This window comes from Streptomyces sp. NPDC016851 (assembly GCF_055562795.1).
On sequence record NZ_JBVHEP010000021.1, the window covers coordinates 70,858 to 88,679 of the forward strand.

Below are 17,822 nucleotides of genomic sequence, written 5' to 3' on the forward strand. Positions count from 1 at the left end.
CCGCCTAGCGTGATGCCATGACCGCCACTCCCCGCACCGACGGCATCGACGTACGCCCCATCACCGAAGCCGAGTTCGCCGACTGGCTGCGTGCCCTGAGTACCGGCTTCCTGCGGTCGCAGGCCCTGTCCGAGGAGGAGATCGAGGGGCGTCGCCGGCAGTTCGTCCCCGGCCGTAACCTCGGCGCTTTCGACGGGGGCCGGTGTGTGGCGACCTTCAAGTCCTTCGACCAGGAGGTCACGGCCGTGGGCGGGGCGAGCGTCCCGGCCGACGCCGTCTCGGGCGTCACCGTCACCGCCACCCACCGCCGCCGCGGGCTGCTCAGCCGGATGATGGCGCGGGACCTGGCGGCCGCGAAGGAGCGCGGGGACGTCGTCGCGACGCTGATCGCCGCCGAGTACCCGATCTACGGCCGGTACGGCTTCGGGCCGGCGACCTGGATGTCGGAGTGGACGGTCGACGTGCCGCGCGCCGGTCTCGACGCCCGCTGGGCGGGCCCGGCGGACGGCGGGCGGATCGACCTGGTGGACGGCGAGGACGTCCGCAAGCTCGGCCCGGAGCTGCACGAGCGGCTGCGCCGCACCCAGCCCGGTGTCATCACCCGCGACGAGGTGTGGTGGAAGCTCAACACCGGCGCCCTGCGGTTCGACCCGTCGTGGAAGCTGCCCTTCTTCGCCGTGTACCGCTCGGCGTCCGGCGAGGTCGAGGGCATGGCCGCCTACGAGGTCGACGACCACTGGGGTGATGCCAAGCAGCCGTTGAACACGGCCACCGTGAAGTGGCTGCTCGGCGCGACACCGGCCGCGGAGCGCGCCCTGTGGCAGTACCTGTGCTCCATCGACTGGGTCGTGACGGTCAAGAGCGGCTGGCGGGCGCCCGACGACCTGCTCCCGTTCCTGCTGCCGGATCCGCGGGCGGCCAGGATCACCACGCTGGCGGACTGGCTGTGGGTGCGGATCCTCGACGTCACACGGGCGCTCGAGGCGCGGACGTACGAGGGCGAGGGGACGCTGGTGCTGGAGGTCGCCGGAGTGGACGGTCTGACCGGCGGGCGCTACCGGCTGGAGGCCTCGGCCGCCGGGGCGTCCTGTACGCCGACCACGCAGAGCGCGGACGTCACGCTCGGGCTGGGCGAGTTGGGGGCGCTGTGGCTCGGCGACGAGTCGGCGGTGCGGTTGGCGGCGCTGGGCCGGGTCGATGAAGAACGAGCGGGCGCCGCCCGGAAGGCCGACGCCCTGCTGCGTACGTCCAGGCGGCCTTGGTGCCCGGACATGTTCTGAGCCGCTCCCTTCCGCCGACGACAGGGACCTCGTATCCGTAGCGAGCTGCCGGGGCTCCCGGCTCCCCTCCGGAAGGGAGCCCCATGATGGATGGCCAACCCCTTGAAGGCCTGACCATGTCATCCAAGTTGGCGACCAACTTCACTGTACTTATCTCCGCTTGGAAGCGGCTCATAACCACCTGGTGCTGAACTGCCGGAAGATGGCGGGAAGTTGTACTGTTTTGTTGTGGACCCGGAACACGCCCCCGTCAATGGACGGAAGAGGTCGCAACGGCCACAGAGGACACATCACGAGGTGGCCGACGAACTGCGCGCCCGGATCAGGTCGGGAGAGCTGCAGCCGGGCGAACGCATGCCCACCCAGGCCCAGCTGGCACACGAGTTCGGCGTCGAGCGCGGTGCCGTACGCCAGGCCCTGCGCATCCTCCAGTCCGAGCGGCTGCTGACCAACGTGTCCAAGGGCAGCCCGGCGACCGTCGCCCCCGACCCGGCCGGGGCGCTGACCGGGCCACAAGCCCCGCCGCTGCCCACCACGGTGGCCCTCGCGCCCCGGATCGCGGCGGCCTTCGCGGCGGAGCACGTCGAGATCGACGCCGTGTGCCTGACCGCCATCTCCCTCACGCTCGCCATCGGTGAGCCGCTGCGGCAGATCCACGCCGGACGGCTGAAACCGGCCAAGGTCGACGTCCGGGTCCTGCTGCCGAGCCGGGACATCGACCTCGCCTTCCCGGTGCCGGTCGGGGGGCACGGTGACGACTCGGTGCACGAGCGGTGGCTCGCGATGCGCAACGCCCAGGGGCAGGTCCTCCGGCACAACCTCCTGGCCCTGCGCGCCACGCACGGCATCGACGTGCACGTCACGTTCCGCGCGCTGCCCTTCACCCCGCCGGTGAAGCTGTACCTGCTCAACAACGCCGAGGCGCTGTTCGCGTACTACACGCTGATGCGCCGGGAGGCCGAGATCGACCACGAGCACCTGGAGATGTACGACGCCCGGGGCACCCAGTCGATGCTGTTCTCCTTCCAGCAGGGCCCCGGCCTGCGCGACACGACGTTCGTCGAGCAGTCGCACCTGTGGTTCAACGCGCTGTGGGAGACGATCAGTTCGGAGCTGGTGCTCACGAGCTGACGTCATCGGGCGGGGCCCGTCATCAGCAGGGCGAGCACGACCGCTCCGGCGGAGCTGACGGCCGGGCTCTTGGCCTTGATGCCCACGGTGAGAAGGATCAGCCCGACGATTCCGGCCGGGCCGTACTTCCACTGGACGAGCTGCTCGAAGGCGACGACGAAGGCGGCGGAGAGGAGAGCGAGGGCAGGCATCGGAGTTCCCCCTTCGGAAGCAAAACTTCCGCCAACTCTGGCGAGTTGGCAACCAACTCTGATTAAGTTGTCCCCACTTGGCTACTGGTAATAAACAACTTTCAAACAACTCCCGCCAGATGGATCAGAGTTGTAGCGTTTGGTCGTGGCCCAGGAGAGCGTGGCAGTGAACGGCAGCAGCAGGCATTCGCCCCAGAAGATCGCCGACATCCTGCGGGAACGTATCCGCGCCGGTGAGCTCAGGCCGGGCGACCGCCTGCCCACCCAGGCCGAACTGGCGGAGGAGTTCGGCGTGGAACGCGGCGCCGTCCGTCAGGCACTGCGGGCGCTCCAGGAGGACGGCCTCCTCACCAACGTCAGCAAGGGCAGCCCGCCGCGGATCGCCGCGCCCGCCCCGGCCCGCGGCGAGCCCCAGCCGACGATGGTGGGCCTGGCGCCGCGGCTCACCGAGGCGTTCTCCGCCCGCCGGGTCCGCGTCGACGTCGTGTGCCACACCGCGGAGACCCTGATGGTCGCCATCGGCGAGCCGCTCCGCCTGATCCACGAGGGCCGTATCCACCCCGAGTCGATCGACGTCCGCATCCTGGTGCCCTCCCGGGACATCGAGCTGGCCTTCCCGGTCCCGGTCGAGGCACACGGCGACGACAACCCGGTCCACCGGCGCTGGCTGGCCATGCGCAACGCCCAGGGGCAGGTCCTCCAGCACAACCTGCTCGCCCTGCGCTCCACGCACGGCATCGATGTGCACGTCACGTTCCGCGCACTGCCCTTCACCCCGCCGGTCAAGCTGTACCTGCTCAACGGGGAGGAGGCGCTGATCGGCTACTACATGCTGACCAGGCGCGCGGAGGAGTGGGGCAGCCAAACCCTGGACATGTACGACGTCCTCGGCTCCCAGTCGCTCCTCTTCTCCTTCGTGAAGCGGGCGGGCCTGCGGGACGCGGCGTTCGTGCAGGAATCGCAGAAGTGGTTCGACGCCCTCTGGGAAACCATCACCACGGACCTGACACTCTCCTAGTGACTTCTGATGCGACGCAGACTGGTTCGGTGACAGTCGAGAACGAGAACGATCAGTACCATCTTCCGACTCTGATCAAAGGCGCCCGTGTCGTGCTGTGGGACTTCGACGGGCCCATCTGCCGGCTGTTCGCCAGGCACTCGGCGGACGGGGTGGCGACCGACCTGGTGGCCTGGCTGGAGGGCCGGGGGCTGCACGGCCTGCTGACGGACGGGGAACGCGAGACGCTCGACCCGCAGGTCGTCCTGCGCGCCGTGGACCGCCGGCATCCCGGCAGCGACCTCGTCGCGGAGCTGGAGGAACGTCTCACCCAGGAGGAGCTGCGGGCCGCCTCCTCCGCGATGCCGACCCCGTACGCGGATCCGCTCATACGCACCTGGTCCGCGGTGGGCTCCGGCCTCGCGATCACCACCAACAACTCCCCGCGGGTGGTGCGCACGTACCTCGAGGGCCGGGGCATCGCCGGCTGCTTCTCCCCGCACATCTACGGCCGCGCCCAGGAACTCCACCACCTGAAGCCGGACCCGCACTGCCTCAACCGGGCGCTGAACGCCATGGGCGCCGCCCCGGCCGACGCCCTGATGATCGGCGACGCCCCCTCGGACCACGAGGCCGCCGTCCGGGCCGGGGTGCCGTTCCTCGGGTACGCGAGCAACCCCCGCAAGGCCAAGATCCTCAAGGACGCGGGCGCCGGCACCGTGATCGAGTCCCTGGAGCCGGTGCTGGCGTTGCTGCGCGGCTAGGGGCTCCTGGCCCCCTGGGGGCTGTGGCCGGGCGGTCGAGGCCTGTCGCTCAGGGGCGCCGGTTCACCTGGGAGAGGGGAGTTCGGATCGATAGCCCGGTTCTCCCCTGATGACGGCGTCCGGAGGAGTAACGTGCCTTCCCCCTTACACCCTCCGCACCACCGGGGCAGGCTGAACCACCCAATGACACACCCACCGGTCTCCGGTGCCCGGCAGCGAGCAGTCGAGCTGAGCGGCGACCCGAGCCTGGTCAAGGGGCCGCTCAAGGGGTACCACCACGAGACCTACGTTCTCGCGCTGCCCGGTGGGACACGAACCGTCAAGGTCCGTGAGCCGCGCTCCGAGATCCTGTGGTTCGACCGGCGGTGCTTCCGGTCGGAGGAGGCGCTGCTGCGCGCCCTCCAGGAGCACATCAGCCGCGTTCCCGGCATCGTCGAGGTCGCCGGCATGGGATTCCAGGGCTTCATCGAGGGGCGGACGCTCGGTGAGCAGCGGCGGCCTGGGCGGCGCGTCCCCGACGCGGTGTTCCGCCAGATCGTCGATCTCTTCCGGGAGATGGTGCGGGTCACGCCGGACATGCTGCGGGTGGAGCGGCGCTGTGAGGACCGCGACCGCGCCGAGGACGGGGACAGCGAAGGATTTCTGGAGCGGCTGGTCGTCTTCGTCGAGGAGCAGGTCTACCGGAAGAACCACGCGGAGTTCGCCGGCCTGTTCCACGCGCTCGGCATCTCGGACGAATCGTTCACCCTGCTCCGGAAGCACGTCCTCGGGCTCCAGAAGCGCCCGTTCTGTCTCCTGCACGCGGATCTGCACCGGGAGAACTTCGTCCTCGATCCGGGGGGCCGGCTCTGGGCCATCGACTGGGAGCTGGCGATGCTGGGCGATCCGCTCTACGACCTGGCCACCCACCTGTACCTGATGCGCTACCCGGGCGACCAGGAGCACCGTATGGTCCGGGAGTGGTGCGACCTGGTCGAGGGGATCCGGCCGGGCAGCTCGGCCGGGTGGGAGCGGGACCTGCCGCTGATCCTCGACTTCAAGCGGGCGCAGTCGGTCTTCACCGATGTCATCCGGGTGTCGCTGTCCCTGCGCGAGGACGCGGCCTTCAACTGGGTGGCCCTGCCCGTGGCCGCCGGCAAGCTCCAGAAGATCCTCACCGCCGCCGCGCGGCCGCTCGGCCTGGCGCAGGTGCCGAGCCGCTCGCAGATCATGGCCGCGCTGATCCGCTGGCACTCGTCCTGACGCGGAAGCCGGTCTCGCGCCACTGCGTAGGCTCGCCGCATGAGTGAGATCGGGCTGCGGGAGCGCAAGAAGCAGCGGATGTACCAGGTCGTGTCGGACGTCGCGATCCGGCTCTTCCTGGAGAAGGGGTTCGACGCGGTGTCCGTCGCCGAGGTGGCGGCGGCGGCCGAGATCTCCAAGCCGACGCTGTTCCGGTACTTCCCGGCGAAGGAGGACCTGGTCCTGCACCGGATCGCCGACCACGAGGGCGAGGCCGCGCGGGTGGTGGCGGCGGCGGAGGGCGATCCCGTGGAGGCGCTGCGGCGGCACTTCCTTCAGGGGCTGGAGCGGTGCGATCCCGTGACCGGGCTCAACGACGATCCCCGGGTGCTCGCCTTCCACCGGCTGCTCTACGGGACGCCCTCCCTGGTCGCCCGGGCGCACACGCACCAGGAGCGGTCCGAGGCCGCGCTCGCCGAGGCGCTCGGGGGTGATCTGGACGCGCGGCTCGCGGCCGGGCAGATCATGGCCGTGCAGCGGATCCTCGCGCTGGAGAACTGGCGGCGGATCGCGGCGGGGGAGCGGGTGGCGGACGTACGGGCGGACGCGGTGGCTGCGGCGGAGCGGGCGTTCGGATGGCTGGCGGCGGGGCTGCCACCCGGCGTCCGGGGCGATGCTCGGCCATAGTGACACTCGACCATAGCGATACTCGGTAATAAATTTAACTCGGTTACGTTTCACGGTACGCTCTGTGGAATGACGTCGACCGAGCCCGCCCTTCAGCATGTCCTCGCCCGTGAACGCGCCCACCACGACCGGTGCCGGGCCGCCCTCGCCGCGATGGTCGAGGGGGCCGGGGAGCAGGTCGTCATCGGGGAGGACGTGTCCGCGTCCGGCGCCGATGCCGAGGTGCTCGGGTACCGGCTGCGCAGCCACGCCAAGGCGCTGCGCGAGCTGCCCGAAGGGCCTCTGTTCTTCGGGGCCTTGCAGCGCGAGGACGGGCAGTTGCACATCGGCCGGCTGCGGATCTCCGAGCATCCGGCCGAGCCGCCCCTCGTCGTCGACTGGCGCGCGCCCGTCTCACGCGCCTTCTACCAGGCCTCGGCCCGCGACCCGCAGGGCGTCGCCGTGCGCCGCCGGTTCGGGTGGGCGCCCGGCAGCCGGGGCGACTCCGGGGACCTCACCGGCCTGGAGGACGAGCACCTGGGACAGGGCGAGGCGCGGACCAGCGAGATCGTCGCCCGGGAGATCGAACGGCCGCGCGTCGGGCCCATGCGGGACATCGCCGCGACCATCCAGCCCGAGCAGGACGACCTCGTACGGGGGGAGCTGGCGGTGTCGGTGTGCGTGCAGGGGGCGCCCGGCACCGGCAAGACGGCCGTCGGGCTGCACCGGGCCGCGTATCTGCTCTACACGCACCCGCAGCGCATCCGCCGCGGCGGTCTGCTGATCCTCGGGCCCAACCGCACCTTCCTGTCGTACATCGCGGAGGTCCTGCCGTCCCTCGGCGAGACCGGCGTGCGGCAGTCGACACCGGCCGAGGAGATCGCGCGGCATCCGGTCAGGGGCCGTGACGAGCCGGCGGCCGCCGTCGTCAAGCACGACGCCCGGATGGCCGAGGTACTGCGGCGGGCGCTGTACGCGAGGGTGCGCGCCGCGGGGGCCGGCTCCCTCGCCGTGCCGGACGGGTCGTACCGCTGGCGGGTGCCGGCGCAGACCCTGGAGAGGATCGTGGCGGACGTACGGGAGGAGGAACCGCCCTACGGGGTCGGGCGGGAGCGGGTGCGGGCGCGGATCGTGCGGTGCCTGCGCGAGCAGGCCGAACGGCGGGCCGGGCCGCCCCCCGACGCCTGGGTGCGCCGGATCGAGCGGGCCCGGCCCGTGTCCGCGTACGTCGACGCCGTCTGGCCCCGGGTGCGGCCCGAGGAGGTGGTGGCCGGACTGCTCACCGACCCCGGGGTACTGGCGGAGGCCGCCGACGGGCTGCTGGACCCCGACGAGCAGCGGGCGCTGCTGTGGCGCAAGCCGCCCCGGTCGTGGAAGTCGGCGCGCTGGTCGGCCGCCGATCTGGTGCTCCTCGACGAGGTCGCCGGGCTGATCGAGCACCCGGAAGGGTACGGGCACGTCGTCGTCGACGAGGCGCAGGACCTGTCCCCGATGGAGTGCCGGGCCATCGCCCGCCGGGCGCCCTTCGGCTCGCTGACGGTCCTGGGCGACCTGGCGCAGGGGACGACACCGTGGGCTGCCCGGTCGTGGCCGGCCGTCCTGGCACACCTGGGGCAACCGGACGCGGCCGTGGTCGAGCTGACCACCGGCTTCCGTGTGCCGCGCGCGGTCGTCGCCCTCGCCAACCGGCTGCTGGAGCGGCTGGACGTGGACGTACCGGCTGCTCGTTCGCTGCGCGGTGACGGGGAGCTGCGGATGCGCGAGACGGACCCGGACGGCGTGCCCGGCGCGGCCGTCGAGGCCGTCCGGGACGCACTGGGGCGGGAGGGCTCGATCGGGGTCGTCGCGGCGGACGCGGACGTGCCCCGGATCCGGGCGGCCCTCGACGCGGCCGGCATCGACGCGGCCGGCCCGGAGGAACTCGGCGCACGGGTGTCCCTGGTACCGGCGAGCGTCGTCAAGGGCCTCGAGTACGACCATGTCGTGGCCGTAGAGCCGGCGGCGATCGCCGAGGCGGAGGAACGGGGACTGCACCGGCTCTACGTGGTGCTGACGCGGGCGGTGACACGGCTGGACGTGGTGCGGGGGCGGCCGTTGCCGTTCTAGGCCGAGCCGGCCCGGCCCTCCTGAGGGCTCACCGCCGCCCGATGACCTCCGCGATCCGGATGAAACCGTCCGTCCCGTGCCCGAGCCCGATCGCGCGACGGGCCATGCCCTCGGCCGCGCGCATGACGCCGGCGTCGATGCCGTGGGACTCGGAGACGTGGACGATGTGGGCCATGGACGACACCGCCGAGGTGAGCGGGTTGCCCTCGCCGGAGTAGGTGCCGGCGTCGACGTCCGCCGCGGCCTCGGCGAACACCGGCGGCAGGATCGCGCCGATGCCCTGGGCGAAGGGCGCCAGCTCCCCGGCGGTGACACCCTCGGCGCGGGCCACCGCCAGGGCGTGCGTGTAGCCCGCCATCGCCGCCCAGAAGATGTCGAGCAGGGCGATGTCGTAGGCCGCGGCCCGGCCCGTGTCCTCGCCGAGGTGGGTGTGGGTGCCGCCCAACGCCTGTCGCACGGGCGCCAGTTCCTCGTAGAGGTCCGCCGGTCCGCTGTGCAGGAACACGGCGTCGGGCGTGCCGATGGTGGTCGTCGGGGTCATGATCGCGCCGTCCAGGTAGCGGACGCCGTGCGCGGCGGCCCAGTCGGCGGTGTCGCGGGCCCGGGCCGGGGTGTCGGCGGTCAGGTTCACCACCGTACGGCCCTTGAGTGCGGCGGCGACGTCGTCCTGGCGCAGGACGGCGTCGACGGCGTCGTAGTTCACCACGCAGACGACGACCACCTCACCGGCGGCGACCGCCTCGGCCGCCGAGCCGGCGCCCACCGCCCCACGTTCGACGAGTTCCCGGTCTCTGCCCGGCGTGCGGTTCCAGACCGTGGTCGGCAGTCCCGTGTCCAAGAGGGCACCGGCGAGCGCGCGGCCCATCGGGCCGAGACCGAGGACGGTGACGGCGGGCCGCGCGGAATGTTCCGGGGACGAGGACGTGCTGTACGTGGACACGCTTGAACTCCCTTGAAGGCATGCGCAATTGATGAGGAATGGGGCTGAAGGATGACGCGCCGGCGCCAGGACCCGAACGTCTGCGGAGTGACCGCCGCGATCGCCGTGATCGACGGCAAGTGGAAGACGACCCTGCTCTGGCTGCTGGAGTCGGGCCCGCACCGTCCGGCGGAACTGCGCAGGCGGCTGCCGGGCCTCACCGAGAAGGTGCTGACCGAGGCACTGCGCGAGATGGAGACGGACGGGCTGGTGCGGCGGGAGGTGTACGACGTGCTGCCACCGAAGACGGTCTACTCCCTGACCCCGTTCGGCCGCGAACTCGCCGAGGCACTGGCCCCGCTGTCCGACTGGGGTCACCGGCGCCTGGAGAAACTGGCCGGGACGCAGGCCACCCGGTCGGCCTCCTGACGCCCGCGTTCACCTCCGTCCCCTTCGCATCCGGCGCCTCACCGACGACCCACCTCCAGGTTCGCCCCACGCCGGCGCGCTGCCAAGTACCCACAAAAAAGTGGGTGTTCCCCGTACGCGTACTACGTCATGAACCCGCCGCGAAGGGGCCGTCCTCGGTGAAGGCCAGGGCGTGGAAGCGTTCGCCGATGCGGCGGTGGGCGGCGGCGTCCGGGTGGACCTCGTCGGGGAGGGGGAGTTCGGCCGCGTCGGAGGCGCCGTAGAGGTCGAGGCCGTCGAGGTAGTGGATGTTCGGGTCCTCGGCGGCGCGCTGCCGCACGATGCGGGACAGTTCCTCCCGGACGACGTCGAGCGTCAGCTTCCCGGCGGGCACCTCCGCCGGGTCGCCCATCGCGGCGAACCGCAGCCGGCCCTCGCCGAGCGCGCTGATGTCCGGGGCCGTCGGCCCGGGCGTGGTCTCGTGGATGGCGCAGTGGACGGAGGAGACGACCAGCAGCGGGGCGTCGGGGTGCCCGTCGCGGATCGTGTCGAGGAAACCGTGCACGGCCGGACCGAACGCGCGCAGCCGCATCGCGTCCGCGTTGACGAGGTTGATGCCGATCTTCACGCTGATCAGGTCGGCCGGGGTGTCCCGCATGGCACGCGCCGTGAACGGATCGAGCATCGCGCTGCCGCCCAGACCGAGGTTGACCAGTTCCACACCGCCGCGCAACGCGGCGATCGCGGGCCAGATGGCGGTCGGGCTCGCGGCGTCGGAGCCGTGGCTGATCGAACTGCCGTGGTGCAGCCACACCCGGCGGCCCCGGTCCGGCACGGGCGCCACGGGCGCGTCCGTGCGCAGGGCGACGAGCTCGGTGGTCTCGTTGTGCGGCAGCCAGATCTCGACGTCCTTCTCGCGCGCGGGCAGCCCGGTGAAGCGGACGGTGCCGACCGGGCCCGGCGTGACCTCGCCGTCCCAGGTGGCCATGTCGATCGTGAGGACGTTGCCGCCCGTGCCCGCCGCCTGGCCGGCCGGGCGGCCGTCGACGAGCAGGTCGTACAGGCCGTCCGGCCGGGGCGGGAAGCCGGCGTAGTCGCGCTTGGTGCGCAGCGTGTCCAGCTCGACGGCGGTCGCGGCGGTACGGAACGCCAGCCGTACGCCGGAGGGCTGGGCCTCCGCCATGGCCAGCTGGGCGTTGGTGTTCTGCGCGCGGGCCCGGGCGGGCAGCCGGTGCGGGAGCAGCCCGTGTTCGGTGCGCTCCAGGTCGAGGGCGCCGCGCAGCAGGTCCGCAGTGAGGGGGGTGGTGATCCAGTCGTGCTCGGAGTGCATGGGTGTCAGCCTCGGGGGTCGGTGGGGGGCTCGGGCCAGTTCCGCAGCAGCGTGTCGAGGGCGTCGAGGATCCGGGTCCAGGTGGCGTCGGTGTCGGGGGCGCTGTGACTGAACCCGCCGCCCATTTCCAGGCTGACGTACCCGTGGAAGACGCTGCCCAGCAGCCGGACCGCGTGGGTCTGGTCCGGTTCCGTCAGGTCGTAACCGCGCAGCAGCGCCCGGGTCATCTGCGCGTGCCGGACGCCGGCGCTCGCCGCCGCCGTCTGCGGGTCGAGCCGCAGCTGGGCGGCGGCGTAACGGCCGGGGTGCTCCCGGGCGTAGTCGCGGTAGACGTTCGCGAGGGCGGCCAGGGCTTCCTTGCCCGACCGCCCGGCCAGGGCGTCGGCGGCCCGGTCGGCGAGTTCCGTGAGCGCCAGCAGGGCGATCCGGGTCCTGAGGTCCTGGGAGTTCTTCACGTGCGAGTACAGACTCGCGACCTTGACGTCGAACCGGCGGGCGAGCGCCGAGACGGTCACCTGATCAAATCCGACCTCGTCGGCCAACTCGGCACCTGCCCGGGTCAGGCGTTCCGGTGTCAGTCCTACGCGTGCCATACGGGCACTCCCTTCTGCCAGAAGGTAGTGTGCATCTGCCTAATATCTTTAGGCAAATTCCCGCTCTGTTAGGAACACCGGATACTGGCTGGCTCAGGCGTCCTGGAGGGCACGCGGGGCGGGCGCCCGCAGCCTCCTGCCCCGCCTGGTCGGGCCCCAGGGCTTCAGGACGGAGATCACCGTCATGAAGACGTAGGCGGACAGCGAGACGACCGGCCCGAACAGCACGTCACCGGCATCGGGCAGAGGCCCGCCCGCGGCGACCGCGGTAACCGCGGAGTTCACCCCGGGGCGGAGGGCGAACACCGTGGCGGTGGTCGTGGCGAGGGTCAGCCAGAACTTCGTGTACACCCAGCGGTGCCGGGCGAGTCCCCACGGGGTGCCCAGGGACAGCACCAGTCCGCTGAGCAGGGTGAGGAACGCGACGGGGAGCAGGAGCCAGTCGGCGAAGAGCTTCATGGCCCGGACGGACGACTCCACGGTCACGGCGGACCCGGTGGCGGCCGCGGTGGTCCCGAGCGTGAGCAGCCCGAGCGTGAGCCCGAGCCAGCACGCGGAGGCGAGGACGTGGACGACGAGAACGGCCCGGCGCGCCGGGCGGCCGAGTTTCGGAATCGGGCGGGGCTTCTGCTTCGGCTTCACGCTGTCACGGTGCCGGGCGGGGGGTGGCGGTGGCGTCTTACGGGAGGAGTAAAGCGGCGTACTGGCGTCGGAGTACGAGTCGGAGTCCGAGCGGGGCGGGCGGGGGAGTACGGGCGGGGGACCGGCATGTGCTCGCTCGGCGTGACGGCCCGGCCCTGTCAGTGCCGTCGTCTACCTTCACGGCATGACCGAGCCCTCCCACCTCACCGCCGTCCGGGAGTCGTACGACACCGTCGCCGCCGACTACGCCCGGCTCGTCAAGCAGCCGACCGAGCTGGACCCGGTGTCGCGCGCGATGCTGGCCGCCTTCGCCGAGCTCGTCCGGCCGCCGCACCCCGGGCCGGTGGCCGACCTCGGCTGCGGCCCGGGCAAGGTGACGGCACATCTGGACGCGCTGGGCGTACCGGTGTTCGGCGTGGACGTGTCGCCGGAGATGGTCGGGCTGGCCCGGGAGGCGTATCCGGATCTCCGCTTCACCGTCGGCTCGATGACCGCGCTGGAGATCGGCAGCGGCGAACTCGGCGGCATCCTGGCGTACTACTCCACCCACCACACCCCGCCGCAGTGGCTGCCGGCCGTGTTCGCCGAGTTCCACCGCACCCTCGCGCCCGGCGGCCGGCTGATGCTGGCCGGCCCCGTGGGCGGCGGCGAGCACCTGCGCCCGTCGCACGCCTACGGCGACCACCCGGTGTCCTACGAGTCGTACCTGCTGCCGCCGGAGCGGATCGCCGAACTGCTGCACCGGGCCGGGCTGGTCGTCACGACGCGTGTGGTGCAGGAGCCGGACGAGGGGACCAAGCGGCAGATCGGCACGTTCCTGGCGTACAAGCCGCGGTAGCGGGCGGCGGGCCCCGCCACTACCCGCCGCTACCCTCCGTGCAGCCACACCCGCAACGGGCCGGCCGGCTCGAAGCCGTACCGGAGGGCGGTCCGCAGGTCGTCGCCGCTCTCGTAGCCGACCACGGGCAGGGCGGGGAAGAGCCGCCCGAGCAGGTGCAGCAAGCCTGGCCAGGCCGCGTCGGGCCCGCCCTCCCGCCCGAAGACGTTGGAGACGCCGACCACGTGCGCGCCACGGGTGGCCACCGCTCCGGCCACGACCCGCCCGTCACCGGACCGCCCCGCGATCACGAAGGTCTCCGGGCCGGCGAGCAGCCCGTCCCGCCAGAGGTCCGCGTTCCCGGCGCCGCCGTCCCAGGCCAGTGCCCAGGCGCGCAGCGCGTCCGGATCGCGCACCACGTCCCACGCGAGGTCCGTCGGCCCTGGGGTGCGGGCGGGCGCGGCCGCACCCGCCGGGCGGTGGATCCACCGCGCCTCGAACAGCACCCGGAACCCGGCCCCCGTCAGATCGAGATCGGCGAAACTGTCCTTGACCGAGGCGCCGGGGGAGCCCGTGTCGACCCGCGCCACGAGCGCGTCCGGGTCGGCGCCCGGCTCCAGCGTCACGGCGTCGGGGTAGTAGAGCGGCGCCCGCCCCGAGGCGGCCCACGCCTCGCCCCCGAACTCACCCGCCACGCCGTGCGCCCGGCACATCGCCGCGCACCACTCGGCGTTGTTGAGGGCGGCGGCCCGGACCAGGAACTGCGGCGAACTCGTCATGGGAGCGGATCATGGCTGCGCAGGGCCCGACAGTCGAACGATTTTGGGCCGGGCCGCTTCTAGGGTGATCGCGAGTGTCCACCGACGATCGGGCCAGGAGGCCGGCATGTCCGTACAGATGAAGTTGAGCGCCATAACCCTGGACTGCCCTGACCCGCTCGCGCTGGCGGCGTTCTACCAGGCGGCCACCGGCCTCGGACCGCACGCGAGATCGAACGCCGACTTCGCCTCTCTCGGCGGTGGGGACGGGCTCTCCCTCGGTTTCCAGCGGGTCGACGACTACCGGGCCCCCAGCTGGCCCGGCCAGGACGTGCCCCAGCAACTGCACTGCTGTTTCAGGGTCGCGGACCTGGAGGAGGCCGAGGCCCGGCTGCTGGAACTGGGAGCGGGCCGGCCGGAGCGGCAGCCGAACGAGAGCAGGTGGCGCGTGCTGACGGATCCGGCGGGGCATCCCTTCTGCATCGTCGGAGGCCTCAGTTCTTGACGGCCTCCGCGATCCGCAGGGCGGCCTGGTCCGGCGTGAGGTGGGTGGTGTCGACGACCTCGGCCTCGGCGTGCAGCCAGGTGCGGGCCGCCTCGGCGTAGGGCTCGAGGTACTGGAGGCGGAACGGGGAGTTGGGGCCGAGAACGGTGTCGCCCGCGATGCGCCCGCGCAGGGTCTCCTGGTCGGCGTGGAGGACGAAGTGCCGTACAGGGATTCCGTGTTGGGCCAGACCCGTACTGATCTCGCGCCAGTACTGCTCGACCAGGACCGTCATGGGTATCACCAGGGTGCCGCCGGTGTAGTCGAGTACGCGGCGGGCGGTCTCGACCACGAGCGGCCGCCACGGCGGCCAGTGCTGGAAGTTGTCCGTCTCGGGCAGCCCCGGCTTGATGTCCATGAGCGTCTCGCCGACCTTCTCGGCGTCGAACACCCGCGAATCCGGGATCAGCCGCTGCACGAGTGCGCTGGTCGTCGTCTTGCCCGCGCCGTGGGTGCCGTTGAGCCATACGATCATGGGGACCCACGCTAGCGGCTCCGGCGTGTGACTGAGCACGGTAGGTGTCGTCATCTCGTCGTGACCCGGCGGTCCCGCCCCGCTCCGATCCGAGGCGTGGCGTCAGTCCGCGGAGCCCCTCTCCTGCGCCCCGTCGCCCACGGTGTCCGGAGGTGAGACGTGGCTGGCGGACTGGTCGTCGGCGTGGTCCGCCCCTTGCGGGTCGATCGTGGCCGCCCAGCGTTCCGCCCAGCGGGCGAGGGGGTTCAGGGCGTGGCGCGCCTCCTGTCCCAGCGGGGTGAGCTCGTAGCGGCTGTCCGGTAGTTGGTGAATCACCTGGGCATCCAGCAGTTCGGTCAGGCGCTGCCGCATCACGCTGGAGGACATGTCGTCGCACCGCTTCTGCAAGGGGCGGAATCCAAGCGGACCCGCGCGAAGCTCCCACAGGATGCGCAGACTCCACCGCCGCCCGAACAGATCGAGTGCGGCCATGAGGGGGCGGCCGGTGGTGGAGCCGCGAACAGGACTGCCAGGCCTGGGTGTTGCCATGTCGGGATGTCCAGCTCTCCAGGGTTGATGCTTCGAATTCCGACACGCTAGCATCGGTGACCGCTTCGGAAATCGAAACGCCCGGAACCTGTTCGTCGCGGGGGACGGGTGACCGGTACGCGGGAGGTCGAGTGCAGGATCCACCAGGTCCTCTGAACCGGCCCAGCGGAACTTCAGTGCTGCCTCGTCAGCGGTTGCCGCCACAGGCCAACGTCCCCTCAGAGCTGGAGACCAGATGACCACGACCGAGTTTCCCTCGGCGGCAGCACGGGCCGCCGTCGCTGCCGCCCTGGCCGAGGACGCGTCAGGGAAGGACATCACCACCGAGTGGAGCGTTCCCGAGGACCTGGCGGCCAGGGCCGAGATCCGCACCCGGCACAGCGGCATCGCCGCCGGCCTCCCCGTGGTCGCCGAGGTCTTCGCGCAGGTCGACCCCGAGGTCAAGGTCGAGCCGGCCGTCGCCGACGGCGCCCGACTGGCCGACGGGCAGGTCCTGGTGCACCTGTCCGGTTCGGCGCGCAGCCTGATCACCGGGGAGCGTACGGCGCTGAACTTCCTGCAGCGCATGTGCGGCATCGCGACGCTGACCGACCGCTACGTCCAAGCTGTGGCAGGGACCAGGGCGCGCATCCTGGACACGCGCAAGACGGCGCCGGGCCTGCGCGCCCTGGACAAGTACGCGGTCACCGCCGGCGGCGGCCACAACCACCGCCTCGATCTCGCGGCGATGGTCCTGCTCAAGGATGTCGAGGTGCAGACCGTCACCCAGGCCGTCGAGGCCCTCGACGCCGGAGCCCGCTGGATCATGCTCGACAACATGCCGGTGGCCGACATCGAGCAGGTCGTGAAGGTCCGGGCCGGGCGGGCCGACGCTTCCCGGATCCTGCTGGAAGCCTCGGGCACCATCCGCCTGGACACAGTTCCCGCCATCGCCGGTACGGGCGTCGACCTCATCTCGGTCGGGGCGTTGACGCACAGCGCGCCCGCACTGGACCTGACCATGCTGCTGACCACCGGCCCGGTGCCATGCCCGAGGTAGCGGTCGTCGACGCGTGTCAGCGAGACGGCGCGGGTGGCAGCCCGACCGCCGTTCTGGACGACGCGCCGTTCACCGACGAGGAGCGATGCCGCATTCCCACGGAGTTGGGAACATCGCACGCCGTCTTCCTCCGCGCGACCGGAACCGAGCGTCGTCAGCCCGCGTACACACTGCGGTTCTTCACCGCCCAGAAGGAACTGCCCGCCTGCGGTCACGGCACCGTCGCCGCCCTCGCCGTGCTCGCCGAACGCGAAGGCGGCGACCACGACTACCGCGCCGTCCTGCGTACGGCCCACCGCAGCTTCGACGGTCGGGCAAGCCGAAACGGTGACGGCCTGACGGCGTCGTTCGACCCGGGCCCGGTCAGCCTGCGTAGCGCCGGTGGACCCGAACTGAGGGCAATCGCAGGCGGCCTCGGACTGGCGGAGGACGCGATCGCCGGCGACGCCTGCGTGGCGTCGAACGGACGGCCGAGGCTTCTGCTGCCCATCCGATCCCGCGCCGCACTAACCGAACTCACGCCGGACTCAACCCAGTTGCGCGCAGCCTGTGACCGCTACGGTCTGCTGGGCTGCTACGTCTACTCGCCCCCGGACCGACACGGCCGAGCAGCAGCCCGGATGTTCGCCCCGTCGATCGGTGTCCCCGAGGACATCGCCAACGCCAACAGCACGGCCTGCCTGGCGGCGCATGCTGCCGGGTTCGGCACACACCGCCTCGCTGTCGACATGGGTGACCACCTCGGCAGCCCGTCCACCATTACAGCGACCGTCCACCGCGACCGCACGGGACACCGGATCCGAGTCGGCGGCCGGGCAGCGATCGCGCGCAGGGTCATGCGATGAGGCCCGCGCGCTCTACTTGTCGGCTCCTCTTCGTTCCAGTTCAGGCCGCCGCCCTTCCGGCGAGGCCGGCCATGGATCTGAGCAAGCTTCCGAGCATCAATTTCGAACACAGGAGATAACTGTGGCCAAGGGCTACTGGGTCAGCGTCTACCCCACCATCACAGACCCTGAGGGGCTTGATGTCTACAACGAACTGGCCGGTCTGGCCGTCCAGGCCGCAGGCGGGCGGGTGCTCGCCGGCATCGGCAGCCGGGTCGTCGCACACGAAGCCGGAATCGCCGAGCGCGTTGTCCTGATCGAGTTCGACAGCTTCGAACAGGCGGTCGCCGCATACGAGAGTGCGGCCTATCAGAAGGCGCTGGCCGAACTCCCCGACGGCTTCGAGCGCGACTTCCGCATCATCGAAGGCCGCTGATCAGAACAACCGGCACCTGTTCACTTCGCCGATCAGATCTAGCGGGAACCGCTCACTCCCACTGGGAACGGACAGCGGGTACTCGGCGGACGCATCCGGGGTGGCGTGGCGCACTTTTGCAAGCGGGTGCTTGCAATAGTTAGCGGGGTGCTG

The 17,822-nt window shown here is 71.6% G+C and carries 21 protein-coding genes; 13 read left to right on the forward strand and 8 right to left on the reverse strand.

Annotation, left to right across the window (positions count from 1 at the left end; all coding sequences use genetic code 11):
* Positions 1 to 17 precede the first annotated feature (17 nt).
* A complete protein-coding gene (locus ACZ3I3_RS29385) occupies positions 18 to 1,280 on the forward strand; it encodes a GNAT family N-acetyltransferase (protein WP_467370029.1) in 1,263 nt (420 codons plus the stop codon).
* 213 nt (positions 1,281 to 1,493) lie between these two features.
* On the forward strand, positions 1,494 to 2,411 hold the full coding sequence (locus ACZ3I3_RS29390) for a FadR/GntR family transcriptional regulator (protein WP_467370031.1): 918 nt from the start codon (positions 1,494 to 1,496) through the stop codon (positions 2,409 to 2,411).
* 2 nt (positions 2,412 to 2,413) lie between these two features.
* Here the strand turns inward: ACZ3I3_RS29390 and ACZ3I3_RS29395 are convergent, their stop codons facing one another.
* The gene (locus ACZ3I3_RS29395) at positions 2,414 to 2,602 is read right to left on the reverse strand and encodes a hypothetical protein (protein ID WP_010036177.1); all 189 of its coding nucleotides are present in this window, start codon (positions 2,600 to 2,602) and stop codon (positions 2,414 to 2,416) included.
* Positions 2,603 to 2,741: 139 nt separating this feature from the next.
* Between ACZ3I3_RS29395 and ACZ3I3_RS29400 the strand changes: the two genes are divergently transcribed.
* The 5 genes from ACZ3I3_RS29400 to ACZ3I3_RS29420 all read left to right on the forward strand — a co-directional run bounded on the left by ACZ3I3_RS29400 (position 2,742) and on the right by ACZ3I3_RS29420 (position 8,356).
* Entirely contained in the window at positions 2,742 to 3,620 is an 879-nt protein-coding gene (locus ACZ3I3_RS29400) for a winged helix-turn-helix domain-containing protein (RefSeq protein WP_467370033.1), read from the forward strand.
* Between the two features lie 29 nt (positions 3,621 to 3,649).
* Entirely contained in the window at positions 3,650 to 4,363 is a 714-nt protein-coding gene (locus ACZ3I3_RS29405) for an HAD family hydrolase (RefSeq protein ID WP_467370035.1), read from the forward strand.
* Between the two features lie 183 nt (positions 4,364 to 4,546).
* Positions 4,547 to 5,605 (forward strand): phosphotransferase, encoded by a 1,059-nt coding sequence (locus tag ACZ3I3_RS29410; RefSeq protein WP_467370037.1) that lies wholly within the window; start codon positions 4,547 to 4,549, stop codon positions 5,603 to 5,605.
* A gap of 39 nt (positions 5,606 to 5,644) precedes the next feature.
* Positions 5,645 to 6,271 (forward strand): TetR family transcriptional regulator, encoded by a 627-nt coding sequence (locus ACZ3I3_RS29415; RefSeq protein ID WP_467370039.1) that lies wholly within the window; start codon positions 5,645 to 5,647, stop codon positions 6,269 to 6,271.
* Positions 6,272 to 6,340: 69 nt separating this feature from the next.
* Positions 6,341 to 8,356 carry a HelD family protein gene (locus ACZ3I3_RS29420; RefSeq protein WP_467370041.1) on the forward strand — a complete coding sequence of 672 codons (2,016 nt, stop codon included), beginning with the start codon at positions 6,341 to 6,343 and terminating at the stop codon, positions 8,354 to 8,356.
* A gap of 28 nt (positions 8,357 to 8,384) precedes the next feature.
* On the opposite strand, the gene ACZ3I3_RS29425 is transcribed toward ACZ3I3_RS29420, so the two are convergent.
* Positions 8,385 to 9,296 carry an NAD(P)-dependent oxidoreductase gene (locus tag ACZ3I3_RS29425; RefSeq protein ID WP_467370043.1) on the reverse strand — a complete coding sequence of 304 codons (912 nt, stop codon included), beginning with the start codon at positions 9,294 to 9,296 and terminating at the stop codon, positions 8,385 to 8,387.
* A 51-nt stretch (positions 9,297 to 9,347) separates the two neighbouring features.
* Between ACZ3I3_RS29425 and ACZ3I3_RS29430 the strand changes: the two genes are divergently transcribed.
* Positions 9,348 to 9,704 carry a winged helix-turn-helix transcriptional regulator gene (locus ACZ3I3_RS29430; protein ID WP_467370045.1) on the forward strand — a complete coding sequence of 119 codons (357 nt, stop codon included), beginning with the start codon at positions 9,348 to 9,350 and terminating at the stop codon, positions 9,702 to 9,704.
* Between the two features lie 127 nt (positions 9,705 to 9,831).
* Here the strand turns inward: ACZ3I3_RS29430 and ACZ3I3_RS29435 are convergent, their stop codons facing one another.
* The 3 genes from ACZ3I3_RS29435 to ACZ3I3_RS29445 all read right to left on the reverse strand — a co-directional run bounded on the left by ACZ3I3_RS29435 (position 9,832) and on the right by ACZ3I3_RS29445 (position 12,248).
* The gene (locus ACZ3I3_RS29435) at positions 9,832 to 11,013 is read right to left on the reverse strand and encodes a GDSL-type esterase/lipase family protein (protein ID WP_467370047.1); all 1,182 of its coding nucleotides are present in this window, start codon (positions 11,011 to 11,013) and stop codon (positions 9,832 to 9,834) included.
* Positions 11,014 to 11,018: 5 nt separating this feature from the next.
* The gene (locus tag ACZ3I3_RS29440) at positions 11,019 to 11,606 is read right to left on the reverse strand and encodes a TetR/AcrR family transcriptional regulator (RefSeq protein ID WP_356927780.1); all 588 of its coding nucleotides are present in this window, start codon (positions 11,604 to 11,606) and stop codon (positions 11,019 to 11,021) included.
* A gap of 93 nt (positions 11,607 to 11,699) precedes the next feature.
* Positions 11,700 to 12,248 carry a DUF2269 family protein gene (locus ACZ3I3_RS29445; RefSeq protein WP_467370049.1) on the reverse strand — a complete coding sequence of 183 codons (549 nt, stop codon included), beginning with the start codon at positions 12,246 to 12,248 and terminating at the stop codon, positions 11,700 to 11,702.
* Between the two features lie 184 nt (positions 12,249 to 12,432).
* Between ACZ3I3_RS29445 and ACZ3I3_RS29450 the strand changes: the two genes are divergently transcribed.
* Positions 12,433 to 13,086, forward strand: coding sequence for a class I SAM-dependent methyltransferase (locus ACZ3I3_RS29450; RefSeq protein WP_467370051.1), 654 nt, complete (start codon positions 12,433 to 12,435; stop codon positions 13,084 to 13,086).
* A 29-nt stretch (positions 13,087 to 13,115) separates the two neighbouring features.
* Here ACZ3I3_RS29450 and ACZ3I3_RS29455 read toward each other — a convergent pair whose 3' ends face one another.
* Positions 13,116 to 13,844: a hypothetical protein gene (locus ACZ3I3_RS29455; RefSeq protein WP_467370052.1), complete on the reverse strand. Its 729-nt coding sequence runs from the start codon at positions 13,842 to 13,844 to the stop codon at positions 13,116 to 13,118.
* Between the two features lie 106 nt (positions 13,845 to 13,950).
* On the opposite strand from ACZ3I3_RS29455, the gene ACZ3I3_RS29460 reads away from it, so the two are divergent.
* Complete coding sequence (locus ACZ3I3_RS29460; protein WP_467370054.1) at positions 13,951 to 14,328, forward strand: VOC family protein; 378 nt, start codon at positions 13,951 to 13,953, stop codon at positions 14,326 to 14,328.
* Here ACZ3I3_RS29460 and ACZ3I3_RS29465 read toward each other — a convergent pair.
* Complete coding sequence (locus tag ACZ3I3_RS29465) at positions 14,318 to 14,842, reverse strand: AAA family ATPase (protein WP_467370055.1); 525 nt, start codon at positions 14,840 to 14,842, stop codon at positions 14,318 to 14,320. The genes ACZ3I3_RS29460 and ACZ3I3_RS29465 overlap by 11 nt on opposite strands.
* A 102-nt stretch (positions 14,843 to 14,944) precedes the next feature.
* Positions 14,945 to 15,688, reverse strand: a complete 744-nt coding sequence (locus tag ACZ3I3_RS29470; protein ID WP_467370057.1) for a winged helix-turn-helix transcriptional regulator — start codon at positions 15,686 to 15,688, stop codon at positions 14,945 to 14,947.
* On the opposite strand from ACZ3I3_RS29470, the gene ACZ3I3_RS29475 reads away from it, so the two are divergent.
* The 3 genes from ACZ3I3_RS29475 (at position 15,606) to ACZ3I3_RS29485 (ending at position 17,669) form a co-directional block, all read left to right on the forward strand.
* Positions 15,606 to 16,409: a nicotinate-nucleotide diphosphorylase gene (locus ACZ3I3_RS29475; RefSeq protein WP_467370059.1), complete on the forward strand. Its 804-nt coding sequence runs from the start codon at positions 15,606 to 15,608 to the stop codon at positions 16,407 to 16,409. The two genes, ACZ3I3_RS29470 and ACZ3I3_RS29475, sit on opposite strands and share 83 nt — an antisense overlap.
* Positions 16,397 to 17,254 carry a PhzF family phenazine biosynthesis protein gene (locus ACZ3I3_RS29480; RefSeq protein WP_467370061.1) on the forward strand — a complete coding sequence of 286 codons (858 nt, stop codon included), beginning with the start codon at positions 16,397 to 16,399 and terminating at the stop codon, positions 17,252 to 17,254. Before ACZ3I3_RS29475 ends, ACZ3I3_RS29480 begins: the two co-directional genes overlap by 13 nt.
* Before the next feature lie 121 nt (positions 17,255 to 17,375).
* Positions 17,376 to 17,669 (forward strand): DUF1330 domain-containing protein, encoded by a 294-nt coding sequence (locus ACZ3I3_RS29485; protein ID WP_467370062.1) that lies wholly within the window; start codon positions 17,376 to 17,378, stop codon positions 17,667 to 17,669.
* Positions 17,670 to 17,822 lie beyond the last annotated feature (153 nt).

Coding starts and splice junctions, on each gene's coding strand:
- ACZ3I3_RS29385 (WP_467370029.1), top strand. CDS start 18: ATGACCGCCACTCCCCGCACCGACGGCATCGACGTACGCCCCATCACC.
- ACZ3I3_RS29395 (WP_010036177.1), bottom strand. CDS start 2,602: ATGCCTGCCCTCGCTCTCCTCTCCGCCGCCTTCGTCGTCGCCTTCGAG.
- ACZ3I3_RS29410 (WP_467370037.1), top strand. CDS start 4,547: ATGACACACCCACCGGTCTCCGGTGCCCGGCAGCGAGCAGTCGAGCTG.
- ACZ3I3_RS29415 (WP_467370039.1), top strand. CDS start 5,645: ATGAGTGAGATCGGGCTGCGGGAGCGCAAGAAGCAGCGGATGTACCAG.
- ACZ3I3_RS29420 (WP_467370041.1), top strand. CDS start 6,341: ATGACGTCGACCGAGCCCGCCCTTCAGCATGTCCTCGCCCGTGAACGC.
- ACZ3I3_RS29430 (WP_467370045.1), top strand. CDS start 9,348: ATGACGCGCCGGCGCCAGGACCCGAACGTCTGCGGAGTGACCGCCGCG.
- ACZ3I3_RS29435 (WP_467370047.1), bottom strand. CDS start 11,013: ATGCACTCCGAGCACGACTGGATCACCACCCCCCTCACTGCGGACCTG.
- ACZ3I3_RS29440 (WP_356927780.1), bottom strand. CDS start 11,606: ATGGCACGCGTAGGACTGACACCGGAACGCCTGACCCGGGCAGGTGCC.
- ACZ3I3_RS29450 (WP_467370051.1), top strand. CDS start 12,433: ATGACCGAGCCCTCCCACCTCACCGCCGTCCGGGAGTCGTACGACACC.
- ACZ3I3_RS29455 (WP_467370052.1), bottom strand. CDS start 13,844: ATGACGAGTTCGCCGCAGTTCCTGGTCCGGGCCGCCGCCCTCAACAAC.
- ACZ3I3_RS29460 (WP_467370054.1), top strand. CDS start 13,951: ATGTCCGTACAGATGAAGTTGAGCGCCATAACCCTGGACTGCCCTGAC.
- ACZ3I3_RS29465 (WP_467370055.1), bottom strand. CDS start 14,842: ATGATCGTATGGCTCAACGGCACCCACGGCGCGGGCAAGACGACGACC.
- ACZ3I3_RS29475 (WP_467370059.1), top strand. CDS start 15,606: ATGACCACGACCGAGTTTCCCTCGGCGGCAGCACGGGCCGCCGTCGCT.
- ACZ3I3_RS29470 (WP_467370057.1), bottom strand. CDS start 15,688: ATGTCCTTCCCTGACGCGTCCTCGGCCAGGGCGGCAGCGACGGCGGCC.
- ACZ3I3_RS29480 (WP_467370061.1), top strand. CDS start 16,397: ATGCCCGAGGTAGCGGTCGTCGACGCGTGTCAGCGAGACGGCGCGGGT.